Annotated in this window: 26 protein-coding genes; 14 read left to right on the forward strand and 12 right to left on the reverse strand. The window is 72.7% G+C overall.

Translation table 11 applies throughout. The features are described 5' to 3' along the window. Nucleotides 1-104: 104 nt before the first annotated feature. A complete protein-coding gene (locus E2C06_RS16845; protein WP_133289775.1) occupies nt 105-1,589 on the reverse strand; it encodes a hypothetical protein in 1,485 nt (494 codons plus the stop codon). Nucleotides 1,590-1,814: 225 nt separating this feature from the next. Between E2C06_RS16845 and E2C06_RS16850 the strand changes: the two genes are divergently transcribed. After that, nucleotides 1,815-2,807, forward strand: a complete 993-nt coding sequence (locus E2C06_RS16850) for a TRAP transporter substrate-binding protein (RefSeq protein WP_133289776.1) — start codon at nt 1,815-1,817, stop codon at nt 2,805-2,807. 45 nt (nt 2,808-2,852) lie between these two features. Here the strand turns inward: E2C06_RS16850 and E2C06_RS16855 are convergent, their stop codons facing one another. Further along, complete coding sequence (locus E2C06_RS16855; RefSeq protein WP_133289777.1) at nt 2,853-3,356, reverse strand: hypothetical protein; 504 nt, start codon at nt 3,354-3,356, stop codon at nt 2,853-2,855. Then, nucleotides 3,356-3,910, reverse strand: a complete 555-nt coding sequence (locus E2C06_RS16860; protein ID WP_133289778.1) for a hypothetical protein — start codon at nt 3,908-3,910, stop codon at nt 3,356-3,358. The genes E2C06_RS16855 and E2C06_RS16860 overlap by 1 nt, the downstream gene beginning before the upstream one ends. A 338-nt stretch (nt 3,911-4,248) precedes the next feature. Here E2C06_RS16860 and E2C06_RS16865 point away from each other — a divergent pair, with 338 nt between their 5' ends. Further along, complete coding sequence (locus tag E2C06_RS16865) at nt 4,249-4,722, forward strand: CHAP domain-containing protein (RefSeq protein WP_241671324.1); 474 nt, start codon at nt 4,249-4,251, stop codon at nt 4,720-4,722. Between the two features lie 70 nt (nt 4,723-4,792). On the opposite strand, the gene E2C06_RS16870 is transcribed toward E2C06_RS16865, so the two are convergent. From E2C06_RS16870 to E2C06_RS16880, 3 genes are all read right to left on the reverse strand, one after another. Then, entirely contained in the window at nt 4,793-5,548 is a 756-nt protein-coding gene (locus E2C06_RS16870; RefSeq protein ID WP_133289780.1) for a cold-shock protein, read from the reverse strand. A gap of 99 nt (nt 5,549-5,647) precedes the next feature. After that, nucleotides 5,648-6,907 carry an NAD(P)/FAD-dependent oxidoreductase gene (locus E2C06_RS16875; protein WP_133289781.1) on the reverse strand — a complete coding sequence of 420 codons (1,260 nt, stop codon included), beginning with the start codon at nt 6,905-6,907 and terminating at the stop codon, nt 5,648-5,650. After that, nucleotides 6,904-7,524 carry a 2-hydroxychromene-2-carboxylate isomerase gene (locus E2C06_RS16880; protein ID WP_133289782.1) on the reverse strand — a complete coding sequence of 207 codons (621 nt, stop codon included), beginning with the start codon at nt 7,522-7,524 and terminating at the stop codon, nt 6,904-6,906. Before E2C06_RS16880 ends, E2C06_RS16875 begins: the two co-directional genes overlap by 4 nt. A gap of 118 nt (nt 7,525-7,642) precedes the next feature. Here E2C06_RS16880 and E2C06_RS16885 point away from each other — a divergent pair, with 118 nt between their 5' ends. After that, nucleotides 7,643-9,223 carry an alkaline phosphatase D family protein gene (locus E2C06_RS16885; RefSeq protein ID WP_133289783.1) on the forward strand — a complete coding sequence of 527 codons (1,581 nt, stop codon included), beginning with the start codon at nt 7,643-7,645 and terminating at the stop codon, nt 9,221-9,223. 248 nt (nt 9,224-9,471) lie between these two features. On the opposite strand, the gene E2C06_RS16890 is transcribed toward E2C06_RS16885, so the two are convergent. Continuing rightward, entirely contained in the window at nt 9,472-11,001 is a 1,530-nt protein-coding gene (locus E2C06_RS16890; protein ID WP_133289784.1) for a TSCPD domain-containing protein, read from the reverse strand. A gap of 198 nt (nt 11,002-11,199) precedes the next feature. Between E2C06_RS16890 and E2C06_RS16895 the strand changes: the two genes are divergently transcribed. Genes E2C06_RS16895 through E2C06_RS16915 form a run of 5 tightly spaced genes read left to right on the forward strand, consistent with a single transcriptional unit; the run spans nt 11,200 to nt 13,627 of the window. Next, the gene (locus E2C06_RS16895; protein WP_133289785.1) at nt 11,200-11,559 is read left to right on the forward strand and encodes an NADH-ubiquinone oxidoreductase subunit NDUFA12 family protein; all 360 of its coding nucleotides are present in this window, start codon (nt 11,200-11,202) and stop codon (nt 11,557-11,559) included. 25 nt (nt 11,560-11,584) lie between these two features. Further along, nucleotides 11,585-12,094, forward strand: coding sequence for an outer membrane lipid asymmetry maintenance protein MlaD (gene mlaD / locus E2C06_RS16900; RefSeq protein ID WP_133289786.1), 510 nt, complete (start codon nt 11,585-11,587; stop codon nt 12,092-12,094). Beyond that, nucleotides 12,091-12,309, forward strand: a complete 219-nt coding sequence (locus E2C06_RS16905; protein WP_133289787.1) for a hypothetical protein — start codon at nt 12,091-12,093, stop codon at nt 12,307-12,309. The genes mlaD and E2C06_RS16905 overlap by 4 nt, the downstream gene beginning before the upstream one ends. Continuing rightward, a complete protein-coding gene (locus E2C06_RS16910) occupies nt 12,306-12,668 on the forward strand; it encodes a DUF2155 domain-containing protein (protein ID WP_133289788.1) in 363 nt (120 codons plus the stop codon). The genes E2C06_RS16905 and E2C06_RS16910 overlap by 4 nt, the downstream gene beginning before the upstream one ends. Then, nucleotides 12,665-13,627 (forward strand): MBL fold metallo-hydrolase, encoded by a 963-nt coding sequence (locus tag E2C06_RS16915; protein WP_133289789.1) that lies wholly within the window; start codon nt 12,665-12,667, stop codon nt 13,625-13,627. Before E2C06_RS16910 ends, E2C06_RS16915 begins: the two co-directional genes overlap by 4 nt. Here the strand turns inward: E2C06_RS16915 and E2C06_RS16920 are convergent. Beyond that, on the reverse strand, nt 13,620-14,732 hold the full coding sequence (locus tag E2C06_RS16920; RefSeq protein WP_206664569.1) for a dienelactone hydrolase family protein: 1,113 nt from the start codon (nt 14,730-14,732) through the stop codon (nt 13,620-13,622). The two genes, E2C06_RS16915 and E2C06_RS16920, sit on opposite strands and share 8 nt — an antisense overlap. A gap of 17 nt (nt 14,733-14,749) precedes the next feature. Here E2C06_RS16920 and E2C06_RS16925 point away from each other — a divergent pair, with 17 nt between their 5' ends. Beyond that, entirely contained in the window at nt 14,750-15,916 is a 1,167-nt protein-coding gene (locus E2C06_RS16925) for a GNAT family N-acetyltransferase (protein WP_133289790.1), read from the forward strand. Here the strand turns inward: E2C06_RS16925 and E2C06_RS16930 are convergent, their stop codons facing one another. Then, nucleotides 15,917-16,177, reverse strand: a complete 261-nt coding sequence (locus E2C06_RS16930; RefSeq protein ID WP_133289791.1) for a hypothetical protein — start codon at nt 16,175-16,177, stop codon at nt 15,917-15,919. Nucleotides 16,178-16,706: 529 nt separating this feature from the next. Between E2C06_RS16930 and E2C06_RS16935 the strand changes: the two genes are divergently transcribed. Genes E2C06_RS16935 through E2C06_RS16945 form a run of 3 tightly spaced genes read left to right on the forward strand, consistent with a single transcriptional unit; the run spans nt 16,707 to nt 20,636 of the window. Continuing rightward, complete coding sequence (locus tag E2C06_RS16935) at nt 16,707-17,585, forward strand: DMT family transporter (RefSeq protein WP_133289792.1); 879 nt, start codon at nt 16,707-16,709, stop codon at nt 17,583-17,585. Beyond that, nucleotides 17,582-19,594 carry a DNA/RNA helicase domain-containing protein gene (locus E2C06_RS16940; RefSeq protein ID WP_133289793.1) on the forward strand — a complete coding sequence of 671 codons (2,013 nt, stop codon included), beginning with the start codon at nt 17,582-17,584 and terminating at the stop codon, nt 19,592-19,594. The genes E2C06_RS16935 and E2C06_RS16940 overlap by 4 nt, the downstream gene beginning before the upstream one ends. Further along, nucleotides 19,587-20,636 (forward strand): hypothetical protein, encoded by a 1,050-nt coding sequence (locus tag E2C06_RS16945; protein WP_133289794.1) that lies wholly within the window; start codon nt 19,587-19,589, stop codon nt 20,634-20,636. The genes E2C06_RS16940 and E2C06_RS16945 overlap by 8 nt, the downstream gene beginning before the upstream one ends. Here the strand turns inward: E2C06_RS16945 and E2C06_RS16950 are convergent, their stop codons facing one another. The 3 genes from E2C06_RS16950 to ybaK are packed head-to-tail and all read right to left on the reverse strand — an operon-like array spanning nt 20,637 to nt 23,102. Next, nucleotides 20,637-21,605, reverse strand: a complete 969-nt coding sequence (locus E2C06_RS16950) for a Bug family tripartite tricarboxylate transporter substrate binding protein (RefSeq protein ID WP_241671325.1) — start codon at nt 21,603-21,605, stop codon at nt 20,637-20,639. Beyond that, the gene (acuI, locus tag E2C06_RS16955; RefSeq protein ID WP_133289795.1) at nt 21,605-22,591 is read right to left on the reverse strand and encodes an acrylyl-CoA reductase (NADPH); all 987 of its coding nucleotides are present in this window, start codon (nt 22,589-22,591) and stop codon (nt 21,605-21,607) included. The genes E2C06_RS16950 and acuI overlap by 1 nt, the downstream gene beginning before the upstream one ends. Nucleotides 22,592-22,619: 28 nt before the next feature. Further along, a complete protein-coding gene (gene ybaK / locus E2C06_RS16960; protein WP_133289796.1) occupies nt 22,620-23,102 on the reverse strand; it encodes a Cys-tRNA(Pro) deacylase in 483 nt (160 codons plus the stop codon). Between the two features lie 168 nt (nt 23,103-23,270). Here ybaK and E2C06_RS16965 point away from each other — a divergent pair, with 168 nt between their 5' ends. Beyond that, entirely contained in the window at nt 23,271-23,726 is a 456-nt protein-coding gene (locus E2C06_RS16965) for a (2Fe-2S)-binding protein (RefSeq protein ID WP_133289797.1), read from the forward strand. 1 nt (nt 23,727) lies between these two features. Continuing rightward, the gene (locus E2C06_RS16970; protein WP_133289798.1) at nt 23,728-26,025 is read left to right on the forward strand and encodes a xanthine dehydrogenase family protein molybdopterin-binding subunit; all 2,298 of its coding nucleotides are present in this window, start codon (nt 23,728-23,730) and stop codon (nt 26,023-26,025) included. Nucleotides 26,026-26,243: the final 218 nt, after the last annotated feature.

Raw genomic sequence — 26,243 nt, forward strand, 5'->3', positions numbered from 1 at the left:
ATGCGTGGCGGGGCGCATGCGGGGGCCGGGGCGCGACCCGGGCGGGCCGGTCGCGCCGGACTGCGCGCCCGCGTCCGGGGATGCGCGTCACCCCGCGCGGATGATCACAGCAGCAGGTAGCCCTGCGCCCCGCTGCCGGCGGCGCCGGGATTGATGTTGTCCAGCAGGTGGGTGCCGGCGGCGGTGCCGTCGGTGATCCAGGGCTCCATGCCGTTGACGCCGTCATCGGCGGTGAAGACCACCCGCCCGTCGCCGAGGGCGGCGAAGTAGCTCGGATTGCTGCCGGCGAAACCCTGGATGCCGCGGTTGATGTCCTCGAGCATCCGGGTGCCCTCGGCGGTGCCGTCGGTGATCCAGAGCTCGGTGCCATGCACCGGGTCGGTGGCCGAGAACAGCGCCACACCCTTGCACAAGGCGATGCTGCCGCCCGGACCGACGGCCGGCTGGGGCTGGTAGGGCGGATAGGGGGAATAGGACGACGTCGCGCTGCCGGGATTGCCGGACCCGCCGCCGGACCAGATATCCGCCAGCAGCGAGGTGCCCTCCGCGCTGCCGTCGGTGACCCAGAACTCGCGGCCATGCACGCCGTCATCGGCGCTGACCAGCGCGAGGCCATCGCCGAGCGGCAGGATCTGGCCGGGGTTGGAGCTGTTGGCGGCCGGGTTGGCGCCGGAATAGGACGGGGCATTGCCGGGCCACAGGTCGACGACGAGGCGCGTGCCATCCGCGGTGCCGTCGGTGAACCAGAGCTCGGTGCCGTGTTCGGGGTCGGTGGCGGTGAACAGGATCCGCCCCGGCGCCAGGGCGGTGAAATTGCCCGGACTGCTGCTGAGGGGCTGGTCGCCGGAGCCCGGATAATAGCTGATGGTGCCGGGTGAGAGGTCGGCCAGGAGGCTGGTGCCCGCCTCGGTGCCGTCGCTGATCCAGAGCTCGCGGCCATGGAGGTTGTCCTCGGCCGAGAGGATGGCACGGCCATCCCCGAGGCTGATCATCCCGCGGCTGCTGGAGGATCCGGGATAGCTGCCGTTGGAGCCGGGGTAGAGGTCCTTCACCAGGAAGGTGCCGCCCTGGGTGCCATCGGTGACCCAGAGCTCGTTGCCGAGGCCTGGATCGGAGGCGGCGAAGAGCGCCCGCCCGTCACCGAGCGCGATGAAGGAGCCGGAGACGTAGCCGCCGGCGCTGCCGGGCACCAATTCCAGCACCTCGGTGCCGGCGGCGGTGCCGTCGGTGACCCAGGGCTCGTTGCCATGCTCCGCGTCGCCGGCGACGAACAGCACCCGGCCCTCGTCGAGCTGGGTGAAGCTGCGCGGGCTGCTGCCGCCGAAGCCGGATTCCAGCGCACTGATGTCGAGGATCAGGCGGGTGCCGGCCGCGGTGCCATCGGTGATCCAGGGCTCGTTGCCATGCTCCGGGTCGGTTCCGGCGAAGACGGCATGCCCGGCATCCAGCCGCGCGAGGTAAGTGGGACTGCCGGGACCGCCGCCTGGCCAGATATCGGCGAGGAGGCCGGTCCCCCGCGCGGTTCCATCGGTGGTCCAGAGCTCGCGGCCGCTGAAGCCGTCGTCTGCGACGAAGACCATCTGTGCCATCTGGTCATTCCTCCATCGCAATTTTTTTGCGACGGGCAATTCGTATACAATTCTGCCGGCCACCGGCTTTCGCGAAGCGGTGCCTCATGCCGCCGTGTCCCGGCCCGCGTCGTCGGCGCAGGCGGCGCGGGGCGGCGGCTGGCGCGCTGCCGTTCCCGCTGGCATAAGGCTGCCGGGACGAATCGCCCGCCCTCCACGGCCAACCCACTACCCGGAGGAAGCGGCATGCACCGCATCATCACCGCGGCCCTTGCCGCCTTCATCGCGCCCGTGCTCGCCCTGGCGAGCCCGGCGGCAGCGCAGACCAGATGGGTCATGGCGACGCCCTACCCCGACGCCAATTTCCACACCCAGACCATCAAGTTCTTCCTCGGCGAGGTGGAGAAGGCCGCGCCCGGCAAGCTGGCGGTGCAGCTGCACCCCAATGCCTCGCTGCTGCCGCTGCTGCAGATCAAGCGCGCGGTGCAGACCGGCCAGGTGCAGATGGGCGAGATCCTGCTCGGCGCCTACGGCAACGAGGACCCGATCTTCGAGGTCGACTTCATCCCCTTCCTCGCCGCCACCTACCCGCAGGCCCGCGCCCTGCACGCGGCGACCGAACCCGCCCTGCGCGCCAGGTTCGAGAAGCAGGGCATCACCCCGCTGTACTACGTGCCCTGGCCCTCGCAGGCGCTCTACGGCAAGACCGAGATCCGCAGCCTCGACGACCTGAAGGGCGCCCGCTTCCGCGCGCAGACGCCGATCATCGCCCGCATGGCCGAGCTGATCGGCGCGACCCCGGTGATGGTGCAGGCCGCCGACGTGCCGCAGGCCTTCGCCACCGGCATCGTCAACGCGCTGCTGACCAGCGCGCAGACCGGCGCCGACAGCGCCGCCTGGGACTTCTCGAGATACGTCTACGACATCGGCTTCACCCTGACCCGCAACGTGGTCATGGTGAATACCCGCGCCTTCACGGCGCTCGACGACGCGACGCGGAATGCCATCCGCGACGCTGCCGCGAAGGCGATGGAGCATGGCTGGGCGGCGGCCCGCGCCTCCGAGGAGGTGCAGATGGCCAAGCTCAAGGCCAACGGCATGCAGGCGCCGGAGCCGAGCCCCGAGCTGATGGCCCAGCTCCGGGCGGTCGGCGCGAAGCAGGAGGAGGAATGGGCGGTGAAGGCCGGCCCGGACGGCCGCGCCCTGCTGGAACGCTACCGCGCGCTGCTGAAGCAGTAGCGCGGGGGTGCGGGGAGGACGGCGACGCCCTCCCCGCGCCGGCTGCTACTTCTTCTTCGCCGGGGCGCGACGGGCCGGGGCGGGCGCCGGCGGCGGCGTCGGCGGGGCCGGCGGCGGCGTGTACTGCACCGTCACCGCGACGCGCAGCGCCGGGTTGCCCGGCAGCATCCGCACGGTGAAGCGATCCTCGCCGCCGAAGCCGGCATCCGGGATGTAGTCGATGCGCGAGACGTCGCCGACCTTGTGCACATGCACCCGGCCATGCTCCGGCCGGCCGACCAGCAGCCCGGCGTTATAGGGCTTCGGCCCGCTCTGGGAGACGGAGATGCCGCACCAGCCGCCGTCGTTCTTCATCACCATGGTCGCCTCGGCCTGCTGGCCCGCCGCCAGCTCCACCTTCGGCGGCACGGTGCAGACCGCCGAGGCGCCCTGCGTGTCGACATAGAAGACGCGGGCGCCGGTGGCGGTGACGCGCGGCTGCTCGGCGCAGCCGGCGAGGAGCGCCATCGCCGCGGCGACGGCGAGGCCGCTTTTCGCGGAAACGGACATCAGCGGGTGCTCCGGCGGGCGGCAGGCGCGGAATGGGCGGCAGCCGGGGCGGCGCCGCCCGGGCAGGCGGTGACGCCGGAGGAGAGCAGGTCCTTGGTCGCGGCATAGGCCGCCAGGTCGGTCACGCCCTGCAGCGCCATCACCTCGTCGAACAGGCCGGAATTGCGCGCGCAGTAGTCGCTGCCGAGCTGCCGGGCCATGTTCGAGCGGGCATTTGCCAGCTCGGTGATGAAGATGTCCTGCTGCCGCTGGCCGCCCCTGCCATGGGCCCGGGTGAAGTACTGGCCGATGCCGCGGTTGGACACCACCAGCCCCTGCTGGTAGCGGCGGACGAAGTCGTTGTAGCGGTCCTCGGCCGGGCCCTTGCAGGTGGTGGCGACGACCATCAGCTCGGTCTTCAGCGCCTCGACCTCGAAGATCGCCTGGTCGGTCTCGTTGGTGCAGCGCGCCAGGGCCTGGGCCGGCTGGGCAAGCAGCATGGCGGCGGCGAGCAGCGCCGCGACGCCGCGCCTGCGGCCGGTGGCCCGCCGCGTGGGCGGGGTGTGTCTGGTCATCCGTGTGGTCCTTCCTGGCAGCGTGGCCTGGCAACGACAGGACGCTTTGGCCGTCTCCGGTCCGGCCCGATGCGGTGCCGCATCTTGGTCCGGAGCGCCCTTTCAGCACACCCGAGCGGCGGCGGCGATAGGCAGCAGGGGGTGCATCGCGCGAGGCCGGTGGAACACCCGGCCGAACAGCCGCTTGAAGCCGCCGGCTGAGTCGTGGAATCAAGTACCTACAGGAGCTTGCCGAGCCCCGCTGCGGGATGTATCGAGACCATAACATGTTCGGCGATGATGCGGGATCGGGGCCTCCGGGCGCGAATCGCGGCCCGGGCCGCGGGATGTGCGGCGCCGTGGCGTCGCGGCGCGCGGCGCTGCTGGCGCCCTTCGCCCTGCTCGGCTGCGCCACCTCGCGCGTGCCGCAGCCGGGCGGGGCCGGCGGCCTGTCCTGCGTACCCTATGCCCGGGCCAAGTCGGGCATCGCGCTGCGCGGCGATGCCTGGCAGTGGTGGGACGGCGCCGAGGGCCGCTACGCCCGCGGCCGGGTGCCGCGCCGGGGCAGCGTGCTGGTGCTGATGCGAACCTCCCGCCTGCCGCAGGGGCACCTGGCGGTGGTGACGCGGCTGGTCTCGGCGCGGGAGATCCGGGTCGACCACGCCAACTGGGCCTCCGGTTCCGCCAAGGGCCGGGAGGCGCGGGACCAGCCGGTGCAGGACGTCTCGGCCGCCAACGACTGGTCGCTGCTGCGGGTCTGGTTCCCGCCGGTGAACGACTATGGCGCCAGCCACTGGCCGGCGCTCGGCTTCATCCACGCCGCCACGGCCTGAGAATTGGAAATGGCCGGGCGAGCCCGGCCATCCGCAGTCGGTCCCGGGCGCCATGGCGCCCTGACCGTGCCTATTCCTTCAGGTTGACTGCCTGGCGGCCACGCTGGCCGTCGCGGACGTCGAGCGCGACCTTCTCGCCCTGCTGGACATCCTGGCGCCCGGCCTTCTGCAGCACGGAGGAATGCAGGAAGACGTCCTGGCCACCGTCCTCCGGCGTCACGAAGCCGAAGCCGCGCACCTGGTCGAACCACTTCACCGTGCCGCTGACCGCATAGGTCGGGCCGCCGGCATCGCGGTCGCCGAAGTCGCGCCGCGGCGGCCGGTCGCCATAGCCGCCGCCACCGCCGAAGCCGCCCTGGCGCGGCGCGCCGAAGCCGCCGCCAGCCCCGCCTTGACGCGGCGGCGGACGATCGCCGAACCCGCCGCCGCCGTAGTCGCGCCGCGGCGGCCGGTCGCCGAACCCGCCGCCACCGAAGTCACGCCGTGGCGGCCGGTCGCCGAAGCCACCGCCGCCGAAGCCGCCGCCCGCGCCGCCGAAGGGCGGCCGCCGCGGCGCCATGCCGGCGGCACCGCCGCCGTCGCCGCGCCGCAACTCGGAGATGCGGGTGACCAGGCGACGGCCCTGACGATCCGTGCCGATCTCGCAGACCAGGGTATCGCCCGTGTCGGGAGGCTCGATCCCAGCCTCGGTCAGCGCCGAGGCATGGAAGAACACGTCCTGACCGTCCGGGCCCAGCACGAAGCCGAAGCCCTTGCGGGCATTGTACCACTTCACCTGGGCCTCGACGGGCCCGGCGCCGCCCTGCATGTCGTTGTCGGAAGGCACTTGCTTATTAATCCGTATCTGGTGTCGTGCGACCCGACAGGAATGGCGGGACGCTGCCGGGCAGCATGACACCCCATTGCCGGCAATGCGAGGGCGAATTCAGCCGAAGCGGGCGGGCGAATAGGGCTTCGCGTCGATCTCCGGCGACTGCCCGCCAAGTATTTGCGCGACCAGCCGCGCGGTGCGCGGCGCCGCCACCAGCCCGACATGGCCGTGGCCGAAGGCATGGACCACGTCCGGCGTGGCGCGCGCCGGGCCGATGCAGGGCAGCCCGTCCGGCATGCTCGGGCGGTGCCCCATCCAGAGCTTCACCCGCTCCGCCGGCAGGTCGCGCGGCAGGGCGGGGAAGCTCCGCAACAGGTGGTCGCGAAGAATTTCGGCCCGCTTCCAGTTCGGCGCCGCGTCGAGTCCGGCGATCTCCACCTGGCCCGCGCAGCGCAGGCCGCGATCGGTCCAGGTGATCGACATCTTGCCGTCGGAGGGCATCAGCGGCGTGCGCGGCCCGGTCCCGGGATGCTCGATCATGGCGTGGTAGCCGCGCTCGGATTCGAGCGGCAGCCGGTCGCCCGCCGCCGCCGCCAGCGCCCGCGAACGCGCGCCGGCGCTGATCACCGCGCGGTCGGCGGCGATCTCGCCGCCCTCGGTCCGCACCGCGCGCAGTCGCCCCGCCTCGATCCGGAAGCCGGTGGCGCGGGCGGCGACGCGCTTCGCGCCCTGCGCCTCCGCCAGCGCCACCAGCGCCGCGACATAGGCGCCGGGGTCGCGGCAATGCCCGCCCTCCTCGACCAGCGCGGCGAAGCCGTAGCGCCGGTCGAGCGCCGGCTCGCGCTGGTGCAACTCCTCGGCCGAAAGCTCGAGCCATTCGATGCCGACCTCGCGGCGGATGCGCCAGGCCATGGCCTCCGCCTCGAACTCCGCACGCGTGGGATAGACGTACATCAGGCCGCGCCGCTCGATCAGGCCGCCGACGCCGGCTTCCTCCGCGAGCGCCGCATGCAGCGCCGGGGCGCCGCGCAGGATCGCCCGCAGCGCGACGGCGGTGCGCGCCACCCGCGCCTCGGTCCAGCCGGAGCCGAGGTAGCGCGCCAGCCAGGGCAGCACCCTGGGCAGGTAGGACCAGCGGATCGCCAGCGGGCCGAGCGGGTCGGCGAGGAAGCCGGGCACCTTCCGCCACAGCCCCGGGGTCGCCGGCGGGATCACCGACATGGGGCTGAGCCAGCAGCCATTGCCGTAGCTCGCCGCCTGCTCGCCACCGGGCGCGCCGGGCTCGAGGATGGTGACCTGGTGGCCCTCCCGCAGCAGCGCGAGCGCGGTGCAGGCGCCGACGATGCCGGCGCCGATGACGACGGTGCGGGTCACGGCGTCTGCACGGCCTCGCCGGCCAGCGCCTTCTCGAGGAAGAACAGCCGGTCCTGGCCCCAGAGCCAGAGGTCGCCGAGGAAAAACGTGGGGCTGCCGAAGACGCCGCGCGCGGCCGCCGCCGCGTTGTTCGCCGCCCAGTCCGCATGGATGGCCGGGCTTTCCTCCGCCGCCACCAGCGCCGCGCCGTCCATCCCGAGCGCATCGCCGATCGCCGCGCGCACCGCCGGGTCGGCGATGTCGCGCTCCTCCACCCAGAGCGCCCGCAGGATGGCGTGGGACAGCGCCTGGGCATCGAGCCCGCGCGCCTCTGCCGCCATGACCATCCGCCCCGCCGGACGCTGGTCGGCCGGCGGGTAGTGCCGCGGCTTCGGCACCAGCGGCATGCCGAGGTGCCGCGCCCAGCGGTCGAGCTCCAGCGCGTGGTAGTCCTGCCGCGGCCGCGGCCGGGTGCGCAGCGGGATCCCCCCCGTGCGCGGCACCACCTCCTGGAAGTCGTAGGGCCGCAGCAGCACCCGCGCGCCGTGCCGCGCGGCGATGGCGCGCAGCCGCGGCCCGGCGAAGTACATCCAGGGCGAAGACAGGGTGTAGAAGCACTCGACCAGCCGCTCGGTCATCCAGCCCATCCTTGGCGTCGCCGCCGAGCATAGGCGCTCGTCATCCACCGGCAACGGCAGTGTCGCGGAAGCGTCACGCGGCTTCGGTACACGCGGCCTGCCGAACCAGGAAACGCGCATGCCGAAGATCCACCTTTCCCGCCGCGCCGCGCTGCTGGGCGCCGCCGCCATCGCCGGTGGCAGCCGCCTCGCCTTCGGCCAAGGCAGCGCCCCGGCGGCGATCGCCGCCGAGGCCGCGCGGCCCAAGGCCGAATGGGGCGCCTCGACCGGCGACGTCACCGCCGACCGGGCGCTGGTCTGGAGCCGCGCCGACCGCACCGCGCGCATGATCGTCGAATGGTCGACGGACGAAGGCATGCGCGACGCCACGCGGCTGCGCGGCCCCTGGGCGACCGGGGCGACCGACTTCACCGCCCGCCTCGACCTCACCAGCCTGCCCGCCGATGCCGAGATCTTCTACCGCGTCGGCTTCGCCGGGCCGGAGGACGGCGCGCCGCTCTCGGCCCCGGTGCCGGGCCGCTTCCGCACCGCGCCGGGCGGCCGGCGCGACCTGCGGTTCCTCTGGTCAGGCGACACCGCCGGCCAGGGCTGGGGCATCGACGAGGCCCGGGGCGGCATGCGCTGCTACGAGACCATGCGGCGCACCGGGGCCGACTTCTTCATCCATTGCGGCGACACGATCTATGCCGACGGCCCGATCCAGCCGGAGGTGACGCTGGCCGACGGCACGCTCTGGCGGAACCTCGTCACCCCCGAGGTCTCGAAGGTCGCCGAGACGCTCGGCGAGTTCCGCGGCCGGCACCGCTACAACCTGATGGACAGGAATGTCCGCGCCTTCCAGGCCGAGGTGCCGCAGCTCTGGATGTGGGACGACCACGAGGTCACCAACAACTGGTCGGACAGCAAGGCGCTGGGCGCCGCCTATGCCGAGACGCGCATCGCGGCGCTGCAGGCGGTGGCGACGCGCGCCTTCCTCGACTACGCGCCGGTCCGGCCGCAGGGCGCCGACGAGCTCGAGCGGGTCTACCGCAAGGTGGGCTACGGCCCGCACCTCGATGTCTTCGCGCTCGACATGCGCAGCTACCGCGGCCCCAACACGCACAACCGGCAGCACAAGGCCGGGCCGGAAACCGCCTTCCTGGGCCGCGAGCAGATCCACTGGCTGCTGCGCGGCCTGATCGGGAGCCGGGCGACCTGGAAGGTCATCGCCGCCGACATGCCGCTTGGCCTGCTGGTGCCGGACGGCAAGGATGCCGAGGGCCGCGACCGGTTCGAGGCGGTGGCCAATGGCGACGGCCCGGCGCTCGGGCGGGAGCTGGAGATCGCCGGGCTGCTCTCGGCGATCAAGGCGGCCGGGCTGCGCAACATCGTCTGGGTGACCGCCGACGTGCACTATACCGCGGCGCATCGCTACGACCCCGCCCGCGCCCGGCACCGCGACTTCCTGCCCTTCTGGGAATTCGTCTCGGGCCCGCTGCATGCCGGCGGCTTCGGCCCCAACGCGCCCGACGACACCTTCGGCCTGGAGGTGGTCTGGCAGAAGGCGCCGGACGGCCGGGTCAACGTTCCGCCGGCCGAGGGCGGCCAATACTTCGGCGAGGCGGCGATCGAGGGCCGGACCGGGGCGCTGACGGTGATGCTGAAGGACATGGCGAATGCCGTGCTGTGGCAGCGCACCCTCGAGCCGGAACGCGGCTGAGTTGTTTTTTCGTTCCGCATGCGGGAGCCGGCGTGATAGGCTTTCGCTGGTCAGCGGGCGAGTTGCGCCCGTCGGCGAGCGGGGTGGCCGAAGGCCGAATTGAAAAGCTCAAATCCTGCGAAACTAAGCGGAACGACCAACGGACGACAACAAACGCAGCGGGTTGGCCGCCGATCCTGGCCGCGCGGCGCCGCGGGCCTCAACCCGTTTGAGCCGGCCTCAACTTTATTCCCTCAACCCGCGCCGTCTCAGCCCACCACCCGCAGCGACCGCCGCCGGCCGCGCGGGCTCGCCGAGGCCGGCAGGTCGAGCGGCAGCAGCGGCGTCATCTCGACGGCATGGCCGGCGGAATCGCCGAGGCAATCGGCCTCGGAGGGCTGCGGCAGGTCGCGCCGGCCGAGATAGTCGAGCGCCAGCCGGCGGAAGGCCCAGTCCAGCACCGAGGTCGCGCGGGGGATCGCCGGGTCGCCCTCGACCAGCCCGGCCGGGCCGAAGCGGGTATAGGCGAAGGCCTCGACATAGTCGTCGAGCGGCACGCCGCGCTGCAGGCCGAGCGAGACCGACTGGGCGAAGCCGTCCATCAGGCTGCGATAGGCGGCGCCTTCCTTCGACAGGGTGAAGGCGATCTCGAGCAGCCGGCCCTCGGCATCCTCGGCGGTGCGCAGCACCACGCGGTGGCCGCCGAGGGTGACGTGCAGCGCCGCGCCGGCATGGCGGCGAAGGATCGGCGCCGGCTTCGGCAGGGCGCGGCCCGGGGCGGGCATCGCCGCCGGCGCCGGCGGCGCGGCATGCAGGAAGGGAGCGACGGCCTCGCGCATCGCCTCGCGCGCCGCCTCGGTGACCGGGCCGAGCAGTTCGGCGAGGCGCGGCCCGGCACGGCGGGCGGCGCGGGTCGGCACCTCCATCGCCTCGCCCGAGGCGGAGAGCAGGCTGCGCGTCGCGCCGGCGGCCGGGGCGATGCCGGCGGTCTCGGCGCCGAGCAGCGCCTCCACCGCGTCGGCCGGGGCCAGCGCCACCAGCGCTTGGTGCCGGAGGCCGGGCGCGCCGGCGGCGGCATCGAGCGCGGCGCGGGCGGCGGCGGCGAGGCCGGGCACCGCCGTCTCTCCCGGCGGGGCGGGCCAGAGCAGGGCGACCGGCTCTCGGGCACCGAGACGAGCCGCGATCCGGCCCGACTCGGCTTCCGCCGCGCCGCGGGTCAGCGCCGCGACCGCCGCGGCGACGGCCCGGGCCTTCTCCGAATCATAGGCCAGCCCCAGGCCGCACAGCAGCCCGGCCAGGTCGGCGAATCCGAGCCGCAGCCGCGTCGCGCGGCCGGAGGCGAGCGCGTCGAGCGCCCGCACCGCCAGGGCGCAGGCCTCGGCATAGGCTTCCAGGTCGAAGCCGCCCTCGGGCTCGAGGAAGGCCGGCAGGTTGAGGACGAAGCGCGGCTCGGCGGCGGCGCGGGCGGGCTTCGCCTCGTTCCGCCAGACCTCGGCGCCGGGCGCGCCGCGGCGCGCCAGCAGGAGGCCGCGCAGCGCCTCGGCCAGGGCATCCGCCGCCGCCTCGTCCAGCAGCCCGGCCTTGCGGCCGCGCCCGGCGACCCGGCCGATCCAGGCCTCGGCGGCGCGCGGCAGGCTGGTCGGGCCCTCGCCGGGGGCGAGGCCGGCGAGCGCCTCGGCCGCCCCGGCCTCCCAGGTGGCGGGGATCGCCACCGCGCGCGGCGGCGCGTCCGGGTCGGCCCCCGCCCGCCGGCGCCGCAGCGCCACCCCGTCCCAAAGCGTGCCAAAGGTGCGTGCCATGGCCCGATGGTAGGGACACCGTTGCGGGTGGGGAAGCCAGATTTGGTGAGTCGCGGACCGATTGACCGCAAGATGATGTGGATAACGCGGAAAAACCGGGTTGGATCGGGCGACTTTGCACCGCAGCAGGCGCTGTGCGATTGTGCCGCCGACGCTGGCCCCCGCGAGGGCCACCCCCCGAGGAGCTTTTCCGGCCCCATGTCCTTCCTGCTTCGCCTCACCTCGTCCCTGCGCGGGCGCAAGGTCGGCACCGACCGCTTCGGCAACGAGTACTACGAGGGCAAGACCAGCCAGCCGATCTACGACCGGCCGCGCCGCTGGGCGATCTATGCCGGCGGTGGGCGGGAGCCGACCGTGGTGCCGCCCGAATGGCATGCCTGGCTGCACCACACCGTGCCCGCCCCGCTGAGTGAGACGAAACGTTACCCCTGGCAGGACGAGCACCGGCCGAACCTGACCGGCACTCCGCACGCTTACCGTCCTGCCGGCCACGACTACGTGGGCGGCACGCGCCGCGTCACCGGTGGCGATTACGAGGCCTGGACGCCCGGTTCGTGACGCGGGTGCGTGGAACCTGATCCAAATGAAGGGACGTAGTCTCGCCGAGGTCGCGGCCGGCGCGATCGTGCTCGCGGTCGCCGCGATCTTCCTCGGCTATGCCGTGCTGCATAGCGGCCGCGGCGCCGTCACGGCCGAGGGCATGCAGCTGAGCGCCAGCTTCGACCGCATCGACGGGCTCGCCAATGGCGCCGACGTCCGGATCGCCGGGGTCAAGGTCGGCACCGTCACCGACAGCCGGATCGACCCGCAGAGCTTCGCCGCGGTGCTGACCCTCAAGGTCGACCGCAGCCTGAAGCTGCCGACCGACACCTCGGCCGAGATCACCTCGGAAGGGTTGCTCGGCGGCAAGTATGTCTCGCTGGTGCCCGGCGGCAGCGAGAAGCTGCTGGCCGATGGCGGCAGGATCACCGAGACGCAGGGCTCGGTCAGCCTTGAATCGCTGCTGGGCCGCTTCATCTTCTCGGTCACCCAGATGAACAGCGGCAACCAGAGCCAGAACCAGGAAGCCGGCGGCGCCGCCGGCCCCAAATGAGCCTCGCGCCGCCCGACTCCTGGCCGGGCGCGGATGGCGCGCCGCTGTCCTGCCGGGAGAAGCTGAAGGTGCTGGCGGAGAACCATGCGGAGCTCGCCCAGGTGATGCGCGACGCCTTCGAGGATGCGGTGCTGATGGGCGTCGACGAGGCCGCCATGCGGCGCATTCTCGGCGAGCTGGTGCAGGCGCTGCCGAGCCCGAAGCGGCGCGGATGAGGGCATTGGCGGCGGCCTTCGCGGCGGCGCTCTGCTGCGCCGCGCTCCCCGCCGCGGCGCAGGGCTGGGAGCCGAAGCGGACGGCCGAGCTGCAATTGCTCGACAAGGTCACCGCCCGGGTCACGGTGATCACGGCCGGGGTGGGCCAGGCGGCACCGTTCGGCACGCTCAGCATCCAGGTCCGCGCCTGCAACGCGCGGCCGGTGGGCGAGGTGCCGGATGCCGCGGCCTGGATGGAGATCACCGACAGCCTGCGCCCGGGCGTGCCCGCCTTCCGCGGCTGGATGTTCGCCAACGCGCCGGGCGTCAGCATGCTCGAGCACCCGGTCTATGACGTGCGGGTGCTGGACTGCAAGTGACGCCGCCGGCGCACCATGCCGGGCAGGGCTTCCGCAACCCCTACGACCCGACCACCCGCACCCTGCGGGATGTCTGGCGCTGGCGGCGCGAGACGACCCCGGCGCCCTGGCCGCAATGGATCGACGACCCCGGGCAACCGCCGCCGCGGCGGATCGAGGCCGGCCGGATCGGCGTGACCTTTATCGGCCATGCGAGCTTCCTGGTGCAGATCGGCGGCCGCTGCGTGCTGCTGGACCCGGTCTGGTCGATGCGGGCCAGCCCGCTCGCCTTCGCCGGGCCGAAGCGGGTCCGCGCGCCCGGCCAGGCGCTGGCGGACCTGCCGGGCTGCGACCTGCTGCTGGTCAGCCACAACCACTACGACCACCTGGACCTGCCGACGCTGCGCGCGGTGCGGCGGCGCTGGGCGCCGCCCGCTGTCACCGGCCTGGAGAATGCGCGGCACCTGGCCAAGGCCGGCATCCGCGGCGCCCGGGAGCTCGACTGGTGGGAGCATGCCGAGGTGGCGGGGCTGCGCGTCACCTACGTGCCGGCGCAGCATTTCTCCGCCCGCACGCCCTGGGACCGCAACCGCAGCCTTTGGGGCGGCTTCGTGCTCGAGGCGCCGGATGGCGGGACCGTCTACTTCGCCGCCGACAGCGGATGGTGCCCCTATTTCGAGCAGATCGGCCGGCGCTTCCCGCGCATCGACCTGGCACTGATCCCGATCGGCGCCTATGCGCCGCGCTTCTTCATGCAGACCCAGCACATGGACCCGGCGGAGGCGGTGATGGCGCATCGCGCATTGGGCGCGCGACGCAGCATCGGCATGCACTTCGGCACCTTCGCGGGCCTGACCGACGAGCCGATCGAGGAGCCCGAGGCGAAGCTGGCCGAGGCGCGTGCGGCGCAGGGCGTGCCGGCAGAGGCCTTCACCACCCTGCCCTTCGGCGCGACGCTGGAATTCCAGGCCGCTACCTGACCAGCCGTTCCTCGGCGAAGGCGCGCACCGCGGCCCGCACGGCGGCTGCGCCGACCGGGTCGTAGCCGACATGCGCGCCGCGGGCGACGCAGGCATCGGCCAGCGTATAGGGCTGCTTCGTCGCGGCGTTCAGCATCGCCCCGCCTGCGCCTTCCTCCAGCCGGCAGCCGCGTGTCGTCTGCGCATCGGCCACCGTCACCAGTAGCGGCTGGAACGGGTTGTCGAAGCTGTGCTGGCCATTGGCGTATTCGGTGAGCGTCGCGTCGGCGCCAGCCGCCTTCAGGCGGGCCGCATAGTCCCGGCAGGGTCCGATCGCGACGTAGTCATCGACCACCCCGTGGAAGAGCCTGATCGGCGCCGGCCCCACTTCGGCATCCTTGGCGAAGCCGACGTTGCACGGGGTGTAGAGGCCGATATGGGCGGCGAAACGGTGCGCGGGATTGCCGTACAGCGCCTGGAAGCGGGTCATCGCCGAATAGACCGCGGCGACGGCCCCCTTCGAGAAGCCCATCACCGCGATGCGGTCGGCGCGGATCCGCGGATGCCCGGCCAGCCAATCCAGCGCGCGGAAGGCATCGACCATCATCGCCAGCGAATGCAGCTGGGTCTGGTCCTGCACCGTGCTGACGATGCCGCGCCCGGCGAAGCTGTCGAGGATGAAGGCGCCGAGACCGGCGGCGTTCAGCTCCCGCGCCCAAAGGTCGGTCGAGGCGCCGATGCCGCCCGAGCCATGCACCAGCACCACCGCCGGGACGCGCCGCCCCGGCGGCAGCGGGAAGGGCAGCCGCAACTCGCCGGCGATCAGCGCCGGCCTGGCCGCAGCCTTGTCGCCGGTGAGGAAGGCCTCGCCCGAAAGCGTGGTGGTGGCGAGCGGGATGGCCTCAACCCGGCCCGGAGCCGTCTGCTGGGCGCGGGCTGCGGGGGTGCAGGCAAGCAGCGCGGCGAGCGCCAGGCCGCCGAGGTTTCGACATGATGGAATGGTGGCGTCCCTCGTTCTGGTGGCACGGCCGGGGCGGCTTCGGTGCCTGGCCTGCCGGCACAGCCTCGCCCGGCACGGCGGCGCGGTCCATGCCCCTCGTCGGCCCTTGCCCAAGCCTCGATGCACCGCACATGCTGCGGGAGATGCCCGACAGCACCCCTGCCCTGACCCTCTCGCTCCATCCAAGCATCGCGGAGATCCCCGCGGCCGAATGGGATGCCTGCGCTGGCGGCGACAATCCCTTCGTCAGCCACGCCTTCCTCGCGGCGCTGGAGACGAGCGGCAGCGCCAGCTCCCGCACCGGCTGGCTGCCGCAGCACGCCGCGCTGCGCGACGCGGCGGGCGAGCTGCTGGCCTGCTGCCCGGCCTATGCGAAGAGCCACAGCCAGGGCGAGTACGTCTTCGACTATGGTTGGGCCGATGCCTTCGAACGGGCCGGCGGCAGCTACTACCCGAAGCTGCAGGTCTGCGCGCCCTTCAGCCCGGTCCCCGGCCCGCGGCTGCTGGTGCGGCCGGGCGCCGGGATCGGCCCGGCGGCGCTGGGCCAGGGGCTGGTGCAGGCCTGCGGCCAGCTCGACCTTTCCTCGGTCCACATCACCTTCTGCCAGGAGGCCGAGTGGACCGCGCTCGGCGAGACCGGCTGGTTGCGGCGCCTCGGCACTCAGTTCCACTGGCACAACCAGGGCTACGCGAGCTTCGATGATTTCCTCGGCGCGCTGGCCTCGCGCAAGCGGAAGGTGATCAAGCGCGAGCGGCGCGATGCCGCGGCCTCGGGCTATGTGCTGAAGACCCTGCGCGGGCCGGAGATCACGGAGCGGCACTGGAAGGCCTTCCACCGCTTCTACCGCAGCACTACCGACAAGAAATGGGGCCGCAGCGCCTACCTGACCCCGCGCTTCTGGCCGCTGATGGCCGAGGCGCTCGGCGACAAGGTCGTGCTGATGGTAGCCGAGCGGGACGGCGAGCCGGTGGCGGGCGCGCTGAATCTGCTGGGGCGGGAGGCGCTCTATGGCCGCAACTGGGGCAGCGTGGTGGACGCGCCCTTTCTGCACTTCGAGCTCTGCTACTACCGCGCCATCGACTTCGCCATCGAGCACAAGCTGCCGCGCGTGGAAGCGGGCGCGCAGGGCGAGCACAAGATCCAGCGCGGCTACCTGCCGAGCGCCACCTATTCGGCGCATTGGATCCAGCATCCCGGCCTGCGCCGCGCGGTGGAGGATTTCCTGGGGCGCGAGCGGCCGGCGATGCTGCGGGAGATGGAGGCGCTGGCGGAGCTTTCCCCGTTCAAGCGGGCGGGCGAGGCGGAGTGATCAGGCCGGCCTTCCGCCCCAGAATGCCAGGAATTCCGAGGCCGGCTCGGTGATGGTGTTCCGATCGGCGGTGTCGGCGACATACTGCCGGGTCGGCAGACAGGGTGCGTCGTCCAGCACCGTGCGCTGAATGTCGGCGGCGATCGCCCGCTGCGCCGCCAGGTCCGGCGCGTCGACCGAGGCTTCGCGCGACGCGTCTGGCCACGGTACGCCGGGCCAGCCGAACGCTGAGGCGGACGCGCCAGGCGAGCCTATCGGCATCGGCCTCGCGCGCTTCGAGCATTCGCGGCGGCGGGCGGCGCTGAGCGTCGAGACCGTAGAGCTGGTCACAGATCATCGGCGCGTGGTGGCGCGTGATCTCGACCTTGGTGAAGACCGAGTCGAGCACGGCGAGGTCGGTCCGCGGCACGTAGCACGGCAACCGCGCCACGGCCGGCTGGGCCGGGGCGGATGCCGCCCGCAGCGCACCGGCACCGGTCAGCAGGGTTCGTCGCGGCATGGCAGACCGCGCTGCAGGAGGAAGGCTGGCGAGCGGCGTTTCCTGGCTCACCAATGCCGGCGCGACGGCAGGGCTGCAGGGACGGTGCGGGTCGGGCACGGAAAGGCAAGCCGCGGACGGTTTTCCGGGATGGAACCGGGCGGCATGATGCGCCAGGCATGATGGTGGTGCGCATCGAATGAGAATCCCGGCCGGAATGGCAAAGCGCGCTCCGGCGGCGGCGCCGGTCTGGGCTGCGCCGGGACCGTCCAGAGGCGGCGTGAGGCACCCCGTCATGCGGGCCGCCTGAGCATGTTGCTCGCCCAGGGTCAGCTGGCGCTGTCCATGGCGCTGGTCGGCGCCAATGTCGCGGTCGGCAAGCTGCTGGCCGGGGCGCTGCCGATCCCGCTGATCCTCTGCCTGCGCTGCATCCTGGCCTGCCTCGTGCTGTGGCCTCTGGCCCGCCTGCTGGACGGGTCCCTGCGGCTCAACCGCGCCGCGGCGCTGAACCTGGGGCTGCAGGCACTGCTCGGCACCGCGCTGTACAACGCCGGGCTATTGGCGGGCCTGCGGCTGACCACGGCGCTCGAGGGCGGGCTGGTGCTGGCGACGATGCCGGCGGTGGTCGCGCTCGGCAGCGCAGCCTGGCTGCGCGAGCGCTTGGCACCGCGGCACTGGGTCGCGGCGGTGCTGGCGGCCGGCGGCATGGCGGCGATCACCGTCGCCCGGCTGGGGGGCGAGGCGGGCGGCTCGGCGCTCGGCAATGCGCTGGTCTTCGCCGGCGTCTGCGGCGAGGCAGCCTATGTGCTGCTGGCCAAGCGGCTCGGTGGGCGGGTGCCGGTGGTGAGCGCAAGCTTCTGGATGCAGCTGTTCAGCGCGGCGATGCTGCTGCCGCTGGCGCTGCCCGGCCTCGGCGCGATGGCCGCGCTGGCCGACCCGGCACTGGCCGGGCTGCTGGTCTTCCATAGCCTGACCGCGAGCGTGCTCTGCCTGCTGCTGTGGTATGCCGGGTTGCGCCGGGTTCCGGCGGGGGTGGCGGGCGTCTTCACCGGCTTCCTGCCGGCGGCTGCCGCGCTGACGGCAGTGCTGGTGCTGGGGGAGAGCTTCACGGTGACGCATGCGGTGGGCTTCGCGCTCATGGGGGGAAGTCTGCTGCTGGCAACCTGGCCGAAGCGGGACCCGGGCGCATGAGGGCGTGGTTCGCCTGCAGCGGGGCGGAGTTGCTGGCGAGCGACCCGCGCGACATCGTCGGTCGCCTCGCCTCGGCACAGCAGGCGCGCGGCTTTGCCGGGATGCCGGACCAGGAAATGGCCTGGCAGGCGCAGGTGCGGGACCTGAAAGCCGCCGTGGCGGCCTGCGGCGGCAGGGCCTGGACCGTGGCGCTGGAATTCGACCTGCTGCGGCTGGAGAAGCGCATCGACGCGGTGCTGCTGACCGACCGTGCCATCCTCTGCCTGGAGTTCAAGACGGCCGCGGCGACCAATGCTGCAAGGGCGGAGGCCGAGGACTACGCGCTCGACCTGCGCGACTTCCATGCCGGCAGCCGCGACCATGCCATCGTGCCGGTGCTGGTGGCGGGGCGGCACGGCTGGATGCCGCCGGCACAGCGCTGGCTGCTGCCGAAGCACCCGACCGACCCGCTGGTCTGCGGCGCGGAGTCGCTGGCCGACCTGATCGCCTGGGTGCAGGCGATCCTGCCCGCGCCCGCCACGCCGATCGATGGCGCCGCCTGGCTGGAGGCGCCCTACCGGCCGGTGCCGACCATCGTCGAGGCGGCGACCATGCTCTATGCCCGCAACGGCGTCGCCGAGATTGCCGCGGCGCGCGCGGATGCCACCAACCTGACCCGCACCGCGCGTGCCATCGCCCGGCATATCGAGGCAGCGCGGGCCGAGGCGGCGCGCATCGTCATCTTCGTCACCGGCATTCCCGGCGCGGGCAAGACCTTATGCGGGCTGAATGCGGTTTTCGGGCCGGCGCGGCTGGACGGGGCGGCCTTCCTCACCGGCAATGCGCCCCTGGTCTCGGTGCTGCGCGCGGCGCTGGCGCGCGATGCGGTGACGCGCGGCGAATGCGACCGGGCGGAGGCGGAGCGGCGCACCCAGGCCGCGCTGCAGAACGTGCACCGCTTCCTCGAGGACTGCGCGATCGATCCTACCCGCCTGCCGCCCGAGCGACTGATCGTTTTCGACGAGGCGCAGCGCGCCTGGGACGAGGCGAAATCGCTGATGGGCACACAGAACAAGCGGTCCCGCCTGACCATGAGCGAGCCTGCGCATACGCTGGAAATCATGGGCCGGCGTGCCGGCTGGTCCGTGGTCCTGGCGCTGATCGGCAACGGGCAGGAGATCAATACCGGCGAGGCCGGCCTGAGGGAATGGGGCCGCGTGGTCGCCGCGAATCCACGCTGGCGCGCCGCCGCGGCGCCCCGCGCGCTGTCCGCCGCTGATCCGGTGCAGCGGCTGACGGAGGGGATGCCGGATTGGCTGGAGATCGACCCCGACCTCGACTTGGTGGTGCCGATGCGCAGCGTGCGGGAGACCGCGGGCGCGGCCTGGGTCAATGCCTTGCTGGACAGCGACACGGCAGAGGCGCGGCGCATCGCCGAGGCGGCGCCCGCCCTGCCCTATTTCCTCACCCGTGACCTGGCGGCAACGCGCGCGGCGCTTCGCCACTTCGCCCGTGGCCAGCGCCGCGCCGGGTTGGTGCGGGCCGCCGGGGCACGGCGGCTGCGGGCCGAAGGCCTCGGCGCCGAGGTGCCGACCAAGGAGGTGCCGGACTGGTTCCTGCGGCGGTGGCCGGATACCCGCGCCTCAGACGCGCTGGAGACGGCGGCCACGGAATATGCCTGCCAGGGGCTTGAGCTGGATGTGGTGGGCCTGGCCTGGGGCGGCGATTTCGTGCGCGGCCAGGCGGGCTGGTCGGCGCGCGGCTTCGTCGGCGACAAGTGGCAGATCGCCGCAAAGGATGCCGACTTCATCCGCAACACGTACCGCGTGCTGCTGACCCGCGCCCGCTATGAGACGGTGATCTGGGTCCCCCGCGGCTCGCCGGCCGACGACCCCTTCCACGACCGTACCCGCCCCGCGGCCGAGATGGACGCGATCGCCGACTACCTGACGGCCTGCGGCGCCCGGCCGCTCGGAGCCGTCACACCGCCGCCACCGCCGGCGCAACCGGGGCTTTTCGCCAATGCCTGACGCCCCTTACCCTGCCCTGCTGCAGGCCGTCGCCGACCTTCACCGCGCCGCCTTCACCGGCACGGTCCTGGCCACCGTCGCGCGTCGCGGCACGCCGGCCGCGGCCGAGCTCGTCTTCGCCGTCTTCCGCCGGCAGCACCACGAACGCTTCCTGCCCGGCCTGCGGAAGCTCGGCCTGGATTGTCTGCCGCACGCCGTTGCCGCTGCGCAGTATCACTACCTGTCCAACCGCATCGGCGGCGTCTCGGTCGAATACATGCCGGAGAGCGACCGCAAGGCCTGGATCCGCTACGCCCCGCCGCGCTGGCTGTGGCACGGCACCGCGGTCTGCGGCATTCCCGGCGAGGTCTCCCGCGCCATGCTGCGCGGCTGGCACGCGCAGAACGGCGTCTCGCTCGGCAATCCGCGGCTCGGCTTCGTCTGCACCGGGCAGGTGGCGGAGGGCGATGCGGCGCTGGACGGCTACTACCGCGAATACGACCGCGACTTGGCACCGGAGGAGCGGCTGTGCTTCGCCAGGGCCGAGGCAGCCCCGCCCTTCGACCCCGCGGCCGCGCCCTGGGTCGAGGCCAGCGCCTGGCCGGCGGAGCGCCTGCGGAAGGCGCATCGCAACTACGCCATGGAATACCTGCGCACCGCCATCCCAGCCGCCATCGACCTGTTCGGCGCGACGGAGACGACCGCGCTGCTCGGACTGGCGCTGCGCCAGGTCGGCATGCAGTGGCACCAGGAACTGGCCGCCGCCGCCGGCATCGCCGGACGCGGTGCCGCCGATTTCGCTGCGCTGCTGGCGGCGGTCGCCACTGCGCAGGGCGACCGGGTGACGCAGCACGCCGATGGCGCGGAACAGTCGAGCTGGGCGCTGATGCGCGGCGCGCCGGACCTGCATCCCGCCGCCTTCGAATGCTGGAACGCGCTGTGGGAAGGCCTGCTGGCGGCGCACGACCCAAGGCTGGAGCTGGTGGTGGAGCGCCGCCTCGACCTCGGCGACGGCGCCTTCGCCTGGCGCATCCGGCCCAGGCGAAGGCTCGTCGCGGTCTAGCTACTCCGGCTCGATCCCCGCTGTGCGGGCCATGCGTCCCCACTTGACGATCTCGTCCTTGATGAAGCTGCCGAACTCCTCGGGCGTCGAGCTGAAGCCGTCGAAGCCGATGTCGCCGAGCCGCTTCACCGTCTCCGGCCGGTCCCAGACGCTGCGGACATCGGCGTTGATCGAGGCCACCATGCCGGGCGGCATCCGCGCCGGCCCGATTAGCCCGGCCCAGGCCGCCACGTCGAAGCCGGGCAGCCCGAGCTCGGCCAGCGGCGGGATGTCCGGCAGCAGCTTGCTGCGCTGCTGCGTCGTCACGCCGAGCACCCGCAGCTGCCCGCCCTTGACGTTGCCGAGCGAGGACGACGCATCCACGATCATGCAGGATACGCGCCCCGCCATGACGTCCGTGATGGCCGGCGGGGTGCTGCGATAGGGGACATGCGTCATCTCGACCCCGGCCTGCGCCGCCATCGCGCCGCCGGCGACGATGCCAGTCGAGTTGCCGGAGGCATAGGTGAGCTGCCCCGGCTTCGCCTTCGCCGCCGCCAGCAGATCGGCCACGCTGCGGAAGGGCGAGCTCTCCGGCACCACGAGCCAGAAATTGTAGTTGCCGGTGCGGCAGATGGCGGTGAAGTCGGCGACCGGGTCGTAGTCGAGCTTCTTCATCAGCGCCGGGTTGGCCGCGCTCGGCGTGTTGGTGGTCATCATCAGGGTCTGGCCGTCCGGTGCGCTGCGCGCCGTGGCGCCCGCCGCCAGCGCGCCATTGGCGCCGGCGCGGTTCTCGACCACCACCGGCTGGCCCCAGATCGGCTCCAGCAGACCGGCCAGGATGCGCGAGATCGCATCGGTGCCCGACCCGGCGGCGAAGGGGACCAGGATGGTGACCGACCGGGCGGGCCGCCAGGGCTGGGCCCGGGCCGGCGAAGCCGCCAGCACGGCACCGGCGCCGAGCAGCGCGCGGCGGGAAAGCATCGCCATCAGCCGATCTCCACCACGACGCGGCCGCGCACCTGGCCGGCGAGGATCGCCTCCGCCACGCGCGGCACCTCGTCCAGCCCGACCGTGGCCGTCATTGCCGCCAGCTTGGTGCGGTCCAGCTCCTTCGCCAGCCGTGACCAGGCTTGCAGCCGCAGCGCGCGGGGCGCCATGACGGAATCGACACCGAGCAGCGCGACCCCGCGCAGGATGAAAGGCGCGACCGAGGCCGGCAGGTCCATGCCCTGCGCCAGGCCGCAGGCGGCGACGGCCCCGCCATACCTGATCTCGGTCAGCACGCCGGCCAGCGTCTTGGAGCCGACGGTATCCACCGCCGCGGCCCAGACCTCCTTGCCCAGCGGGCGCGCGGCACCGCCGGCATAGCGGTCGCGCGGCACCACCTCCTTCGCGCCGAGGCTCTCCAGATAGGCCTGCTCCTCCGGCCGCCCGGTGCTGGCCGCGACATACCAGCCGGCCGAGGCGAGCAATGCGATGGCGACCGAGCCGACGCCGCCCGCCGCGCCGGTGACCAGCACCGGGCCGCGCTCGGGCGTCAGGCCGTGGCGTTCCAGCGCCATGACGCAGAGCATCGCCGTATAGCCCGCCGTGCCGATCGCCGCGGCCTCAGCCGGGGCCATGCCCTCGGGGAGCGGCACCAGCCAGTCCGCCTTGACCCTGGCCTTCGGCGCATAGGCGCCGCAATGCGTCTCGCCGACGCCCCAGCCGTTCAGGAGGACCCGGTCGCCGGCCTTCACCGCGGGGTTGCTCGACTGCTCGACCACGCCGACCAGGTCGATCCCCGGCACCATCGGGAAGCGCCGCACCACGGGGGCACGGCCGGTCACCGCCAACCCGTCCTTGTAGTTCACCGTCGAATGGGTGACGCGCAGCAGCACATCGCCCTCGGGCAATTCGCTGTCGGCGAAGTCGCGGAAGGCGGCGCGGCCGGGTGGCCCGGCCTCCGGCTTGTCCACCACCAGGGCCTTCATGCGGGTATCCTCCCTTTGTTTCGTTGCGTCATTCGGCCTGCAGCGGGCAGACCACCGCCTCCAGCGCCGCTATCAGATCGGCGGGCGCGAGCGCGATCTGCAGGCCGCGCCGGCCGCCGTTCACCACGATCTCGTTATGCGACTCGGCACTGGCATCCAGGAAGCAGCGCAGCCGCCGCTTCTGGCCAAAGGGGCTGATGCCGCCGACGACGAAGCCGGTGCTGCGCTCGGCCTTCACCGGATCGGCCATCTCGGCCCGCTTGGCCCCCGCCGCCGTGGCCAGGGCCTTCAGCGACAGCCGGGCGTCGGACGGAATGGCGGCGCAGGCGAGCTCCGCCCCGTCCAGCAGGCAGACCAGGGTCTTGAAAACCCGCTCCGGCGCGATGCCCATGGCGCCGGCCGCCTGCAGGCCGACGGACTCGGCCTCCGGGTCGTAGTCGTATTCCAGCAAGCGGAAGCGGATTCCCGCAGCCTCGGCCGCACGGACAGCGGGGGTCTTCTTCGATGCCATGGTGCCGCCGCCTCCCTGTTGCGATCCGCCGCTGTCTAGCAGCCGCCCGGCCAGCGGACGAGGGCGCGAACCGTTCCGCGGGCCGAAGCAAGCGCAACGGGAACGCGTTCCCCGGCGTTCCCTAGGCATGCCGGCGCATCGGCGCCGGGCGGAGGAAGGGACCCCCCGATGGTCAAGCTGCGCGTCAACGGCGAGGAGCGCTCCTACGACGGCGACCCCGCCATGCCCCTGCTCTGGTACCTGCGGGACGAGCTCGCCCTGACCGGCACCAAGTTCGGCTGCGGCGTAGCCGCCTGCGGCGCCTGCACGGTGCACCTGAACGGCGATGCGGTGCGGGCCTGCGCCACCGCCATGGGCGATGTCGAGGGCCAGGCGGTGGTCACCATCGAGGGGCTGAGCAAGGACGGCATGCATCCCGTGCAGAAGGCCTGGCGCAGCATCAACGTGCCGCAGTGCGGGTACTGCCAGGCCGGGCAGATCATGCAGGCCGCGGCGCTCCTGCAGCAAACGCCGAACCCGACGGACGAGGACATCGACGGCGGCATGCAGGGCAACCTCTGCCGCTGCGGGACCTACCAGCGCATCCGCGCCGCCATCAAGGCAGCCGCCCGGGGGGCCGCGTGACATGACCGACATCCGCATCGAAGCACCGTCCCGCCGCCTGCTGCTGCAGGGTGCGGCGGCCGGCGGGCTGCTGCTGGCGCTCCGCCTGCCGCGCGCCCAGGCGGTCGAGGCCGCGCCCGAGGCCAAGTACGGCGCCGATGCCATGCCGCACGGCGTGGTGAACGACCCGCATGTCTTCGTCTCGATCGCGCCGGACGGGATCGTGACGATCTTCTGTCACCGTGCCGAGATGGGCCAGGGCGTGCGCACCGGCATGCCGATGATCGTCGCCGACGAGCTTGACGCCGACTGGGCCAAGGTCCGCGTTAAGCAGGCGCCGGCCGACGAGCCGCGCTTCGGCAACCAGGACACCGACGGCTCCCGCAGCACGCGGCATTTTCTGCAGCCGATGCGCGAGTGCGGCGCCGCGGCGCGGCAGATGCTGGAGACCGCCGCGGCGCAGCGCTGGAAGGTGGCGCCCGGGGAGGTCGCGGCGCGCAACCACCAGGTGGTGCACCAGGCGAGCGGCCGCACGCTCGGCTATGGCGAGCTGGCGGCAGATGCGGCGAAGCTGCCGGTGCCCAACCTGACGTCGCTGAAGCTGAAGGACCCCGCCAGCTTCCGCTACATCGGCAAGGGCGAGCTCGAAATCGTCGACGGCTTCGACATCTCGACCGGCCGCGCGGTCTATGGCCAGGACACCACCCTGCCGGGGATGCTCTTCGCGGTGGTGGCGCGGCCGCCGGTCTTCGGCGCGACGCTCGCCTCGGTCGACGACAGCGCGGCGCGCAAGGTGCCGGGCGTGCTGAAGGTGATGCGGATCGAGGGCACGCCGCCGCCGGCGAAGTTCCAGCCGCTCGGCGGCGTCGCCGTCATCGCCCGCAACACCTGGGCGGCGATGCAGGGACGCGACGCGCTGAAGCTGACCTGGAACGAGGGGCCGCACGCCTCCTACGACAGCGAGGCCTATCGCGCCACGCTGACCGAGACCGCCCGCAGGCCGGCCCGCCGCCTGCGCGACGAAGGCGATGCCGGCGACGGCCTGGCCAAGGCGGCGAAGCGCGTCACGGCGGAATACTACGCGCCGCACTTGGCGCATGCGCCGATGGAGCCGCCGGCCGCGACTGCCCGCATCCGCGACGGCGTGTGCGAGGTCTGGACCAGCGCGCAGAGCCCCTATTCGGTCCGCGGCGAGGTCGCCGAGCGTCTCAAGCTGCCGATCGAGAAGGTGACGGTGAACATAGAGCTGCTCGGCGGCGGCTTCGGCCGCAAGTCGAAATGCGACTACGCGATCGAGGCGGCGGTGCTCTCCCAGGCCATGGACGGGCAACCCGTGAAGGTGGTCTGGACGCGGGAGGACGATGTCCAGCACGACTATTTCCACACCGTGCAGGTCGACCACCTGGAAGGCGGGCTCGACAAGGAGGGCAAGGCGACCGCCTTCCTGCATCGCAGCGTCTTCCCCTCGATCGGCAGCATCTTCGCGCCGGACCCGAAGCACGGCCTGACCTTCGAGGTGGGAATGGGGCTCTACGACACGCCCTTCGCCATCCCCAACCTGCGGATCGAGAACGGCGAGGCCGAGGCGCATGCGCGCATCGGCTGGTTCCGCTCGGTGCTGAACGTTCCGCACGTCTTCGCCGTGCAGTCCTTCGCGGCGGAGCTGGCGCACGAGGCCGGGCGCGACCCGAAGGACTACCTGCTGGAGCTGATCGGCCCGCCCCGCGACCTGAAGCTGCCGCAGGGCACCGAGCCGACGCAGTACTGGAACTACAACGAGGACCCGCGGAAATACCCGGTCGATACCGGCCGGCTGCGGCGGGTGGTGGAACTCGCGGCGGAGAAGGCGGCATGGGGCCGCAAGCTGCCGTCGCGGCACGGCCTCGGCATCGCCGCGCATCGCAGCTTCGTCACCTACGTGGCGATGGTGGTGGAGGCGGCGGTGGACGAAAAGGGCGTGCTCTCCGTGCCGCGGGTCGACGTGGCGGTTGATTGCGGCTTCCACGTCAACCCGGAGCGCATCCGCTCGCAGATCGAGGGCGCCTGCGTCATGGGCATGGGGCTGGCGACCAAGAGTGCCATCACCTTCAAGGGCGGGAAGGTGCAGCAATCCAACTTCACGGACTACGAGATCAGCCGCATCGACGACGCGCCGCGCGAGGTGCGGGTGCATATCGTGCCGGCGGGGATCGAGGTGCCGCCAGGCGGGGTCGGGGAGCCGGGCCTGCCACCCTTCGCGCCGGCGCTCTGCAACGCGATCTTCGCCGCGACCGGCAAGCGGATCCGCGAGCTGCCGATCGGGAGCCAGCTGGCGACCTGAACGGTTTGGAAGGCTGGAGAGGAAAAAGCGTTTCCTCCCCAAACCCCACCTACGTTCTCTGAATCTGGCACTCGCCGCGCGACGGGTACCGACTCCCAGCAATGGAGGAGGGTTGGACGCCAAAGGCCTTTAGCCGGAGGATACCTCCTCTCTGGCCTTGCCTTGTTGGGCCGCCAATACCGAGCGCACGAAGGTTATACCTTCGTGCGCCTCAGGCG

The sequence above is a fragment of the Dankookia rubra genome (assembly GCF_004355005.1).
GTDB lineage: Bacteria > Pseudomonadota > Alphaproteobacteria > Acetobacterales > Acetobacteraceae > Paracraurococcus > Paracraurococcus ruber_A.